We start from the raw sequence: 13154 nt of genomic DNA on the forward strand, positions 1-13154 counted from the left end.
CGATGACGACTGTGACTGAGCCAACCGCTACTCACCCAGCAAAAAACGCTATTCAAGCAGTACATTTTATTGGTATTCGCCATCATAGTCCTGTGTGTGCCACCTTGGTGCAACAATGGATATTGACGCATCGCCCTGCGGTGGTATTGATTGAAGCCCCCAGTGATATTAAGCCACAGTTGGCACAGTTTTTCTTGCCACACCAACTGCCCATTGCTTTATACAGCTATCGCCAAGAGCGAGTTTTAGCACAGCCGATTGCCGATTTGGATTTAGAGGACAATAATTTAGAAAACAACAATTTAGACGCTCAGGATAATATCCAAACAGCTCAAAGTTGGTTTCCCTTATTAGACTATTCACCAGAATGGCTCGCCATTCAGACAGCAGGTAAAATTAATGCTGAAATTGATTTTATTGACCTCCCCCATTGGAGCTATCGGGCAAGTATCCATCATAACTGGCAAGACAGTACAGACAATCAATCCCCCTTATCTGCTCAATCATTGGATAACGATAACCAAACAAGCAATCGTTATCATCATGTCCTTACCCAACTATTAGAACAAACAGGCTGTGATAATCAAGATGCTTTGTGGGAGCGATGGTTTGAACAAACCACTGACCTAAATCATTTTGACAACAAGCACTTTGACAACAAGCACTTTGACAACAAGAACTTTGACAATATTGAAACTCGGTTGGCTTATTATTTTGATGTGTTGCGAGGTGATGCCAAAGGCTCAATAGAAGACCGTTGCCGAGAAGGCTATATGGCACAATGGATTGCTTATCATCAAGCCAAACTAGCAATAGCAATGGCCAAGGGTCAACAAAATAAGCAAGGAGGCATTTTGGTGGTGTGTGGCGGTTGGCACATCAATGGTATCAAACAACAACTTAACCAACTACAACAACAATTAAAACAACAACCAATACAACATCAAACAGAGGAAACCTTATTACCCTCACCACCTGATATGCAACGTTATGTTAAGCAGTTTTTTCAATTGCAACATGGTCAATCACAAAATAGACAGTCAGAAGATAATAAAAATAATGCTGATATTAAAGGTGTTGAAAATAAGGATAGCAATGACTATAACGATGACGCTGAGTTTGATAATTTGTTACCACGTACACAAATTATCAGTCAAGGCAACTATCTAATACCGTTTAGCTTTAAGCAGGTCGAAAGTCTTATGGGTTATGGGGCGGGTATGCCCTCACCGCAGTATTACCAGTGGCTATTTGATGCCAAGATGAACCACCAAATCGCCCATGACACCGCCATGATTGCCATTTGCCAAGCCATACGGCAAGCAAAACAGCCCCTATCCACAGCGACACTAACGGCATGGCAACACAGCAGTGCCAGTTTGGCAGCTCTGCGTGGTTTGGCTACCCCGAGTCGGCAAGAACTGCTTGATGCCATGTTAAGCTGTGTGGTCAATGATACCTTGCCGACGGTCAGCCCTTGGAATGATTCCAAACTAAACCACGCCAGCAACGATGGCTGGCAATATCTGCGTTTATTACATAGCGATGACCACCCATTAATCCGCCTTGCTTTGACCACATTAACAGGACAACGCAGTGGCAAATTGGCACAGTTCACCCCCACACCACCCTTACTTATTGCCATTGAAACGTTGCTACAACGTTTTGACTTAATGCCCACTGACCAGCCACAAATGTTGAAATTAAGCTATCGTGACCCCGTTGAGCGAGAAAAATTACATATTTTATGGCAATTATCAGTACTTAATATTTCTAGTGTGCAATTAATTACCCCAAACACTAACCAACAGTCAAACAACAACTCAAATAGCAACCAAAAAGTAAATAGCCCTTTAGCCACTGAGCAGTGGCAACTACATAAAAATGTACATTGGCAAGTCGAGCTTATCCAAGCTTCACGCTATGGAGCAAGCCTTGCACAAGCCAGCCAAACAGCATTAAATGAACGCTTTTATCAAATCCAGCAACTGCCCGATGCTGACAGCCAAATTGATGCCATTACGCAAATTTTTAGTAGCGTTATTCATTGTGGCTTTGATACATGGTCAGCCCAACTGATTACTCAGCTTGAACGGCTATTGCCACATATCCAAAAACGCCAAGCCATCAGCAGATTGGGTAATCGGCTGATTAGTATGCAATTGCAAGGATTTTGGGGGCAAGATATTGAGCGTCTATTGGCGATACCCTTGATTTTGGTGATTCAGCGTTTGCTATGGTTGGTTGATGGTGATTATAGTCATAGTAACAGCCAACACCATCAAGACAAACAAGCCGACATCACCAGTATCCAAATCATCACGCATGGCATTGAGCAAGCAGACAGACTCAATGCCATGGCACAAATAACACTAAGCTCACTTAATCCACTTAACTCATTTAGCCCACTTAGCTTGCCCAGTTCTCAATCAGAAAATTTACCAACCACACAAGTAACACCGCTTGACCCTTTGAGTATGTGCCAAGTGCTACAACGTCTAAGCCTTGATAATCAAACCAGTGCAACATTAAGAGGCAGTGCCGTTGGCAGTTATCAACGCTTGATTCATCAGTTTGGTCAATCTACCCAGCTAGATTTAGTTGCCATAGATTTAATTGGTATTATCAAAAGCGTGCCTGTGGTCGATAAATTGGGTGATTTTTTATTGGGATTGTTTGCCACCGCCCGCCATGAAATCACTCGCCAAGCGAATTTATTAGACAGTTTGCACCAAATTTTTAGCCAAATAAATGATACAGAATTTTTAACCGCATTGCCCAGTTTACGCCAAGCATTTGGCTGGTTTCCACCACGAGAACGACAGCAACTTGCCAAACAACTTGCCTCTATTATGGGATTAAATAACGAGCAAGCACAACAATGGCAACGGTTAATCCAACAACCCCTTCCCCAAGACAGCCAAACATTGGCAAGACAAATAAGCCATGCCAGCTCCATTGAGCAACAAACCTTAGCCTATCTGCAACAAATTTATCCGCCATTTTGGCAACAAATTGGGGAGCCAGACTGATGACCCTACCAAAGCTAACACCAGCACTAATGCCAACTTCAAAACCACAAAACAGTGATAACGACCAGCCCCCATTATCTATTCAAGACCGCTGGCGACTGTTATTAGGCGAAGTATGTGACAGCAGTTTTGGACAAAATCAAAACCCTACCGTGAGCCAAATGAATCAACATCTCACTTGGCTATATGGTCGTGAGCAAGCAGGTTTGGGCTTGAATACTGGCAATGGCAATGGTGGTGGTAGTAGTAGCGACAGCAGTCAAGAACAACTGCAACGCCAAGCAGGGCAAGGTGCGTCCACCCTAAGCACGCCAGAGTGGATAAATAACATTGAAGTGCTATTTCCCAAACAAACCGTCGAACGCCTACAAAAAGACGCATTAGAACTCTATCAACTCGATGACTTAGTCACCTGCCCTGAAGTTTTGCAACGGGCAACACCCAATCCCACTTTATTATCGGCGGTATTGCGTACCAAACACCTGATGAATCCTGAAGTGCTGGCTATGGCTCGTAAATTAGTCAAGCAAGTGGTCGAGGAATTACTAAACAAATTAAAACTGGATATCGAGCGTAGTACTCTTGGTAAAAGAGAACCTGCACAGCTTAAAAAGCAAGGCAGTAGCAAACAACTGGCATTTAAAGCCACCATCAAACGCAACTTACAACATTATGACCCGAAACGCCGTCAGCTTATCTTAGCCCAGCCGTGGTTTTATAGTCACCACAGCCCCAGTCTAAAAGAGTGGCAACTGATTATCTTGGTTGACCAAAGTGGCAGTATGGTCGATTCGGTCATTCATTCTGCCATTGTTGCAGCAAGTTTTTGGGGCATACGTCGCTTGCGTACCCATCTGATTGCCTTTGATACCAATGTTGTTGATTTGACCGACGAGGTGCAAGACCCTGTCGAGCTACTTATGCAAGTACAGCTTGGCGGTGGTACTAATATCGCGAATGCAGTGCAGTATGCCAGTGAGCTTATCACTGTACCCAAACGCACCATGGTAGTGTTAATCAGTGACTTTTATGAAGGTGGTAATGAGGCGTGGCTTGTGCAGCAAATCGCCCAATTACATACTCAAGGCAGTAAAGTATTGGCACTGGCTGCCTTAGATGAAAATGCCAACCCAAGCTACTGCCATGATACTGCCCAACAGCTTGCCAAAGCAGGTGCCAGCGTCGCCGCCATGACCCCTGCCAAACTGGCAGATTGGGTGATTGAAGTGATGGGATAATATTAACTAGTCATTAAAATAACTAGCCATTCAAATATAGAAATAGAACTATGAGCCAATCTACACCCACACTTGCCAAACTACCAAACATTGCCAGCCTAAACCCTGACAAACTTAGCCATATTGCCAATAAAGGACTGGTCAAACGGGCACAAAAAGCCCTTGAAAAAGGTGATATTCCCAGTCTTAGTACCGATGATAGTCTAACCCTTACTGCCAGCTTTGATGATGGTAATCAAGTCACATGGCAACTTAAGCAAGCCATCAATGATAGCCAATGTGATTGTCCTGCCATTGCCCATAGCCTATGTCGCCACCAGCTACAAACTGCCCTTACCTACCGTCAATATTACCAAGAAAATTTTGGCAACCCTGATGACCAACAACCTGCCATTCATACCCTTACTGCTGAGGACATCTGCCAATATAGCAATGATATTTATCATAAAAACACCCGACAACGTGCCAGCAAACTGTGTCAACCCAATATCAGCATTATCCTATTCGATGGCGAACAAGAGCCTTGTGCCACTGCTCGCCTACCAATGGCAACAGTTAGATTTTGGGGTGGGGCTTTATTACAAGAATGTATTTGTGATTGCCATAAAAAACAAGGCTGTGAGCATATTTTGCTGGCGTCCATTGCCTTTATTAATGTTGGTGACACGCTACAGAACCAATCAGCCAATAGCTTATCAGTTACCCTAACCGCTGATGATATTAGCAACCTTAATAATAAAAACAGCCATCAACAAAGTTCAAATAAAAACCCTAATAACACTTCATCTGACAAAGACGAACCCAAGCAACAAGCTAACAACAAAGTTAATAAGCAAAATGAAGAACAAGACAATAAGCAAATTTATCAAAAGCTTACCCAACAGCTATTTTCACCACAGGCGATTCAGCATGTTTTCTCATTATTAAGCGATGAGGAGCAACAACTATTTTGCCAACTGTACCAATTTGGCATTAGCGGTAATAACATTGGTGATGGCATAAACGCCAACCAACAACGCCTTGCCAATATCCACCAAGACTGTCAAAAAAAGCACTATATCTGGCTGATGGACATCATCGATGACCTACAAGACTGGCTAACTGCCTATCAAATACGCCGTAGTGACTTCGACTTTGCACAAGGCAACCGTCTAATTGCAGATTACCTACTTAGACGGCTGGCAGGGCAACAACCTGCATTTTCCCAAGTTAGCCTTGGCGTCGGGCTTAAACACACCACCAACATTGCCACCACCCAACTGCTCAGCCTTGGTTGTCAAATCCAAGCCTACGCTGATACTTATCACGCCCAAACCATGCTCTTAGACATTCATAGTCATAGCTTATCTTTGCTGTATCACACTTGGTCAGCACCACAAACCCAATCTCAAACCTCGTCCTTATCTCAAACTCAACCACAACAAGCACCAATACAAGCAAATGACCCCGTAACCAACCAGCAAAAACAACAACAAATTCGCCAACAATCCCTTGCCCCACAGCTGACATTGGCTGAGCTACAACATGGACTATTAACCAGTCAACGAGGCAAACGCTACGCCAATCACCGCCTCACCCTAAACAAAACCCGCCGAGCTTATAACCAACGCTTACCTTATACTGTCACTGCCGAACAATTAAGCAACCTACCCACGCCCATTCGCTTTGCCACAATTGCACAGCTAAAAGCTCATTATCAAAAACGCACTCCCAGCTTTATCCAGCCTCGTTATCAGCACCCTGACTTTGTTATCTTGCCCATTGCCCAAATACACTATATCGGCTATGACCCTGCTGAACAAAGGGTGGCAATCTTAGTCACAGATACAGACATCTCTAGTAATCCCGATAGCACACCCAGCCATTTCTGGATACAACAACACTACCGTAAACATACCCCTTATGCCTTAGAAATGCTTTGCCAAGCCTTTTTAAATGACAGAAGTGATGATAGCAAAGACAATTTAAATGGCAACTTAAACAGTGATTCAAATAACAAAGATTTAAGCCCTCACTACAGCACCACTGTCCACCATGTCGCAGGTACGCTTTCATGGCAACGCTATCAAGGGCAGATGATGGCAGTTATCACCCCTTGGGCAATATTTCATGATGACCAGCACATCGTCCCCAGTATTGACCTGCCTGCCCATCTGTCACATTCAAATAACAAGCAACCTGCTAAAGAGTGGCTAAGCCAGTTGCCTTGTATTGACTTAAGCGAAATCAACACTAATGATACAAGCAGTCTATCTACCTTTCTGACCAATCCCTTAACCAATTCCCTAACTAACGCCTTCACCGATTCACAAACCCTATTATCTGCCTGCCAACGCTGGCTAGATGATGCTTTATTATGTGGAAGTGAGCGTTTATCCGAACGCTTTTGGTATGAGCATCAACAACTTGCCCAATATGCAGGGCAAATCGGACATCACACCCTAGCCACATGGTTAAACCAGCTACAGCCTAACACTGCCAACCCCAAAGACTTTATTATTATGCTGATGGCGATTACGGTGATGAGTGAAGTGGCATATATTGGCTGTGTTTAAAAAGAACAGTATTAAAAGGGACAGCATTTAAAATGAACGATGGTTAAAAACCACCCAAAACACTGATATACTGACATATTCATATCCGCCGAATGTTATCTCTATTCTATCTTTTATAAACGCAGTAGCCATCAGCCATGCCCAATACCCCAACTGATACCGCCCAAGCCATTAATACTCAGACCAGCAACACCCAAACTACTAACACCCCCAACCGCCCTGCCCTGACCATCTTACATACCTCTGACTGGCATCTAGGTAGACGGCTATATGGACAACAACGTTATGCAGAATTTGACGCTTTTTTGACATGGCTTACCGACACCATTGAGCAACAGCAAGTAGATGTGGTCATTGTCGCAGGCGACATCTTTGACACCATGACCCCAAGCAACAAAGCCCAAGCCTTATATTATGAATTTTTGGGTAAAATCTCCCAGTTACACTGTCAGCATGTGGTTATTGTTGCAGGCAACCACGATTCCCCCACCTTTTTGGACGCCCCCAAAACTGCCCTAAAATATCTAAACGTGCATATTATTGGTACAGCTTGCGAAGACCCTCGTGACGAAGTATTGACTTTAATGGACAATCAAGGCAATCCATATTGTATCGTTACTGCCGTCCCCTACCTACGTGACCGTGATGTGCGAGGCAGTATCGCTGGTGAGTCCAGTAGCGACAAAGACGCCAATGTCATTGCAGGTATTCAAGCACACTATCAACAAGTTGCAGAACATGCCAAAAGCATACAGAGCAAGCTTATTGCCAACCATCAGTGTCATATCCCCATCATCGCCACAGGTCATCTATTCACCGTAGGTGGAAAAACCACTGATGATGATGGCGTACGTGACTTATATGTCGGCACACTTGGGCAAGTGTCCGCCAGTATATTTGATGACTGCTTTGACTATGTGGCACTTGGGCATCTGCATGTACCACAAAAAGTTGGCGGTTGTGAGCATATCCGCTACAGTGGCTCACCCATTGCCATGGGCTTTGGTGAAGCTCGGCAACAAAAACAAGTATTACTCGTTCGTTTTACTCATATAGATAAGAAAAATCAAACGGATAAGCAAATAACGTCGATTGCCGTACCTTGCTTTCAGCCAATGGCACAAATATCAGGCACACTTGAGCAAATTGAGGAAAAAATCCATCACGCTGTCACCAGCTTATGCCAAGAAAACAACACACAAAATCGCACACTTTGGCTCGAGGTCATATATACTGGACAAGAGGTGGTCAGTGACCTACGTGAGCATATCCAAACCATCATCAGTGACCTACCATGTGAGGTATTAAAAATCAAAAATACCAGTACTTATAACAAAGTGCTACAACAACAAAGTGATGATGAAACCCTACAAGACTTAGATGAACGTGAGGTTTTTGAACGCTGTTTGGATACTTATCAAATTCCTGACAGTCAAAAACCCACCCTACGCCAAGCTTATGAGCAGATTTTATATAATATTGAACATAAAGATAAACAGGCGGAATAAAATATACAATGACCACTATACAGCAATTATTTTCACAAGATAAATCAACTGGTCTTTATCCTATATTTAATATCACTTTGACCATAATCCTACTAGCCTTATCAGGCTGTAGTAATGATGCTGACTGGTCACAAAAAGTGAATGATAGCATTAATAATGGCATAGAAACATTAGCAAATAACAGTCATCTAGGTAAAATTCAAACCATTGATATTGAAGGGGATTTTATTATTACAAAATCAGGACTGGTACTAGATAATCAGAAAATTGACGCTGATGTTGTCGGTAATTCAATCGGCGTTTGTTTGCGATTTGATAATAAAAAACTGCCTTACCAACATCTTAGTGAAGTGGACGATTGGACAAATCGTATTAACCTAAAAGCAATTGTAGTATTAGAAAATAACCCACATATTTTATTAACTAAATCAGCAAGAGGATTAATTGCCACTAGCACAGAAGATCGCATCAAACCTGACGATTATGTCAATATATGTCTAAGCAATCATCATATCAATCCCAGCTTAGTTGGACAAAAAGTAAAACAAATAACCATAACCGCTGATGAGAATTTATATATAGAAAATATTCAATGGGGTTCAAGTTAGGTTTGATTTTAAATTTTATTGATCCTTAACACTCAGCCAAATCCAAACTCTACCAAACCAAATTAACATCCAACCAAATCAAGACCCAACCATGCGCATCTTAGAACTACGCTTTAAAAACCTAAACTCACTTAAAGGCGAATGGCACATTGACTTTAGCCATGACAGCTTTATTAACGAAGGCATCTTTGCCATTACAGGGCAGACAGGGGCAGGCAAAACCACCATCTTAGACGCCATCTGCTTGGCACTATATGGCGAAACACCTCGTATTCCCACCATCAGCAAATCGACCAATGAAGTGATGACACGACAGACGGGCGAATGCTATGCTGAAGTGGTGATTGACTTAAATGGCACCTGCTATCGTTGCCGTTGGGGGCAACGCAGGGCTTATAACAAGCCTGACGGCAACCTACAAGATGCCACCCATGAAGTCGCCCTGATAACCCCAAAACCCGACCTAAACTCTGAGCAAAACGCCAACAATAAACACGCACAAAAAACAGGCGACAAAATAATCGAAAGCAAACTGTCGCGCACCAAAACAGCTATTATCGACTTGACGGGTATGGACTTTCAACAATTTACCCGCTCTATTTTATTGGCACAGGGCAGTTTTTCAGCGTTTTTAAATGCCAAATCTGACGAGCGTGCCGATATTCTAGAAAAAATCACTGGTACTGATATTTATGCCACCATCTCTGAAAGTGTTCATGAGAAAAAACGCCAAGAAGAAGAACTATTAAAACAATTAAAAGCCAAACTAGAAGGCATTGCCCTACTCAGTAGCGAAGAAGAACAACAGCTTAAAACCCAAGTACAACAGCTAAACGCAACGCAACATGAGCAACGCAACAAACTACAAGACATAAATAAAAAAATCACATGGCTAGAAGAAATTGAGCAACTTAAACACAACCTAAACACCTACCAAATCGAATATGATAAGGCACAACAAGCACAGCAAGCGTTTGCCAGTGAAGCAAAACGTCTGGCAATGGCAAATCAAGCATTAGAGATTGAAAGCCAATACAGTCAACTATGCCATCAGCGTCAACTGCTTACTCAGCGACAGCAAGAACAGCAACAACTACAAGTTCTTATCCCACAACAACAGCAGAAAACTCAGCAAAGTCAGCAAACACTGACTGAACACACACAAGCAGAAAAACAAGCAAATGCACAACTACAGCAACAACTGCCATTCATTAACAAAGCTCGCCAGCAAGACAATGAGCTATTGCACCAACGTCAAGGGCTAAATGAGCAACGTGAGCAACAAAACAACCTCACTGAGCAGATTGAGCGACTGCAACAACAGCTTAGCACCCAACAAACCACCCAAACACAAACGCAGGCACAGCTTAAAGACACACAGGCATTTTTAAGCAATCATCAACACCATCAAAACTTAACCCTTGATATTGAGCAAGTTGACCATCATGGCTCACAGCTTAAGCATTATTTACAGCAGACAATAACGCTTGCTCAACAACGACAGCAAAACCAGTCAGCCATGCAAGCATTAACCCTTAAACAACAGCACCTAACGCAACAACAAAGCCAAATCCACAGCCAAATTGGCGATAAAAAACAGCAGTTAAGCAACCTACAACAGCAACTAACCACTCTGACACAAGGGCAAGCCGTTAGCCAATTACGTCAGCAACAAGAAGAGCTTAATCAGCAAATTAGCCAACTCGATAAGCTCCATGCTCAACTTGAGCAAATGCAAAAAACCACACAACAACTAAATAGCACTCATCAGCAACTGCCAAACCTAAACGGGCAAGCACAACAACTGCATCAACAAATACTAGACTCACAAGCCAAGCTGAAACACGCCCAACAAAACCGACAGCAACAACAAGAAAAACTGTCGTTATTACAACAAGTTGCCAAACTTGAAGACTATATCGAGCTGTTACAAGACAATCAGCCCTGCCCACTATGTGGTGCAACCGAGCACCCCTACGCCCATCAGCACCCCCTACGCAGACAGACACAAACACAAAGTCAGAATAACAGCCAAAGCCAAAATGATGACGCGTCAGCTACCCCCTCACCCACTTCACCTATTGTCGAAGCACAAAATAAGCTATCGCAACTTGATGACAGCATCAGCAAGTACACTCAGCAAATTGCCGATTTTAACGTACAGTATGCCAATCATCAGGCACATATCAAACAACAACAGCAACAACTAAACGCCTTACATCATCAGCTCAACGAGCAACAACAAGGGATACAGCAACCATTACAAACGCTCAATCACTTAAAGACTGTAACCACAAGCAAAGCCTTAGAGAATTTAAATACCTCTACCGCATTACAGGCTATATTAAAAACCCAGCCATCACCGAGCAATGACGACTGGCAAACAGCCAACAACACCTTAACAAACCTCAATCAGCAAATAGCCAGTGCGATGACACAGGTGCAACAAGCTCAGCACAGCATCACACAGCTAAAGCAAACCCTACATGCACAGCTTGACCAGTACGATGAGCTATCACAGCAAATCAGCACACAAAATAGCGAGCTTGAATACACACTACAAAATGAACAAAATATCAAGGGTGAGCTTAACCAACTAAGTACTGACATTCAGCTAGGACAACAGCAGGACAACAACCAACAAACACAAATTGAAAATCACCATCAGCACCTTGAAAAACACATCACACAACTACGCACGCTGATACAAAAATATCATACCGATAATATCCAGTACGCCGAATTGTGTTTAGATGACCTAAATGCCTTAACTAAGCAATTAACCGAGCAGATAAATGAGCAAACAAGTGACAAAAACTTACTGGTAGAACAAGAGTTTGACACTTATCTAGAGCATTTACGTAACTACCGCAAAGCATTGACTGAGTGCAAACAGACCTACCAAAGCAAACAGCAAGCAGAGCATGAGTTAGAAAAAACGCTTGGCACACTTGAAGCACAAATTCAAAGTAAACAACAGCAACTTAACGAGCAAAAACAAGCACTGACCCATATCACAGAAAGCATACAGGCAAAACAACAACATATTGACGAGCTTGTGCAAGCACGCCATGAATTATTTGCTGATAAAAACCCTGATAATGAAGAGCAACGCCTACGCCAACACCTAGATGACAGCAAAGACAAACTGGCACAAAGCAAAACTGAATACGCCAGCCAGCAACAACGCTTACAACAGCTACAACAAGATGCAGAAAAACTGACGCAATTACTTAACCTTGCCAATCATAACTTAACCACTCAGCAGGCAAGTTTTGCCACCGCATTACAGCAACAACAATTTGCCGATGAGCAAGCCTTTTTGCAGGCACGGCTACCACAAAGTGAGCGGGAACAACTAAGCCAGCAACAAAGCCAACTCGCATCGCAATTACAGCAAGCCCATTTATTACTGACCCAAACTCAGCAAACGCTTAACGCCAAACAACAAAACCCCCTTACCGATGCTGATAAAGACAGCTTATTGCAAATCCAGCAAGACACCAGCCAACAAGCCGATAACATAGCTGAGCAGATTGGCGCAATTAACCAACAGCTTAATAGCAACTTGGCAAAAAAAGCCGATGTGCAGAGCCAAGTCGATGCCATCGAAGCCCAAAAGCAAGAATATCAAATATGGCAACAGCTTCATCATTTAATTGGCTCAGCCGATGGCAAAAAGTTTCGCACCTTTGCTCAAGGCTTAACCTTTGAAATCATGGTGAAACATGCCAATACGCAACTGCACAAAATGAGTGACCGTTATCTACTTATCCGTGATGACAGCAACCCACTTGAGCTCAACGTCATTGATAACTATCAAGGCGGTGAGATACGCAGTAGTAAAAACCTATCTGGGGGTGAAGGCTTTATCATCAGTCTGGCATTGGCTTTGGGACTATCACAAATGGCAAGCCAAAATATTCGCGTGGATTCGCTGTTTTTGGACGAAGGCTTTGGCACGCTTGATGAAGACTCACTCGATATTGCCTTAGAGACGCTGACCAACTTGCAACAAGAAGGCAAACTCATTGGCGTTATCTCGCATGTGCAAGCACTAAAAGAGCGTATCTTAACCCAAATCAAGGTGGAAAAAGGAGCAGGTGGCTACAGCCAGTTATCAGGGGTGGGTTGTCAAAAGGTGGGGTGATAAGACAAAATCGATATAAAAAGGGCAAATAACAAAACATATAGTATCTGTTTTATTATTTGC

General features: G+C 43.0%; 6 protein-coding genes. All 6 read left to right on the forward strand.

Annotation, left to right across the window (positions count from 1 at the left end; all coding sequences use genetic code 11):
* The first annotated feature begins 2 nt into the window (after positions 1-2).
* The 6 genes from FHK88_RS04190 (at position 3) to FHK88_RS04215 (ending at position 13091) form a co-directional block, all read left to right on the forward strand.
* Complete coding sequence (locus tag FHK88_RS04190) at positions 3-3032, forward strand: DUF5682 family protein (protein ID WP_227429514.1); 3030 nt, start codon at positions 3-5, stop codon at positions 3030-3032.
* Complete coding sequence (locus tag FHK88_RS04195) at positions 3032-4270, forward strand: VWA domain-containing protein (protein WP_264480605.1); 1239 nt, start codon at positions 3032-3034, stop codon at positions 4268-4270. Before FHK88_RS04190 ends, FHK88_RS04195 begins: the two co-directional genes overlap by 1 nt.
* Before the next feature lie 50 nt (positions 4271-4320).
* Complete coding sequence (locus FHK88_RS04200; RefSeq protein WP_227429515.1) at positions 4321-6825, forward strand: hypothetical protein; 2505 nt, start codon at positions 4321-4323, stop codon at positions 6823-6825.
* 137 nt (positions 6826-6962) lie between these two features.
* On the forward strand, positions 6963-8333 hold the full coding sequence (locus FHK88_RS04205; protein ID WP_264480606.1) for an exonuclease SbcCD subunit D C-terminal domain-containing protein: 1371 nt from the start codon (positions 6963-6965) through the stop codon (positions 8331-8333).
* Positions 8334-8341: 8 nt separating this feature from the next.
* Positions 8342-8941 (forward strand): hypothetical protein, encoded by a 600-nt coding sequence (locus FHK88_RS04210; protein WP_227429516.1) that lies wholly within the window; start codon positions 8342-8344, stop codon positions 8939-8941.
* A gap of 91 nt (positions 8942-9032) precedes the next feature.
* Positions 9033-13091, forward strand: coding sequence for an SbcC/MukB-like Walker B domain-containing protein (locus FHK88_RS04215; protein WP_227429517.1), 4059 nt, complete (start codon positions 9033-9035; stop codon positions 13089-13091).
* Positions 13092-13154 lie beyond the last annotated feature (63 nt).

It is taken from the genome of Psychrobacter sp. I-STPA6b, from assembly GCF_020662265.1.
In the GTDB taxonomy this organism is placed as follows: Bacteria; Pseudomonadota; Gammaproteobacteria; order Pseudomonadales; family Moraxellaceae; genus Psychrobacter.

Bases quoted from the DNA above. Each gene is read 5' to 3' on its own strand.
- FHK88_RS04190 (WP_227429514.1), top strand. From the start codon at position 3: ATGACGACTGTGACTGAGCCAACCGCTACTCACCCAGCAAAAAACGCT.
- FHK88_RS04195 (WP_264480605.1), top strand. From the start codon at position 3,032: ATGACCCTACCAAAGCTAACACCAGCACTAATGCCAACTTCAAAACCA.
- FHK88_RS04200 (WP_227429515.1), top strand. From the start codon at position 4,321: ATGAGCCAATCTACACCCACACTTGCCAAACTACCAAACATTGCCAGC.
- FHK88_RS04205 (WP_264480606.1), top strand. From the start codon at position 6,963: ATGCCCAATACCCCAACTGATACCGCCCAAGCCATTAATACTCAGACC.
- FHK88_RS04210 (WP_227429516.1), top strand. From the start codon at position 8,342: ATGACCACTATACAGCAATTATTTTCACAAGATAAATCAACTGGTCTT.
- FHK88_RS04215 (WP_227429517.1), top strand. From the start codon at position 9,033: ATGCGCATCTTAGAACTACGCTTTAAAAACCTAAACTCACTTAAAGGC.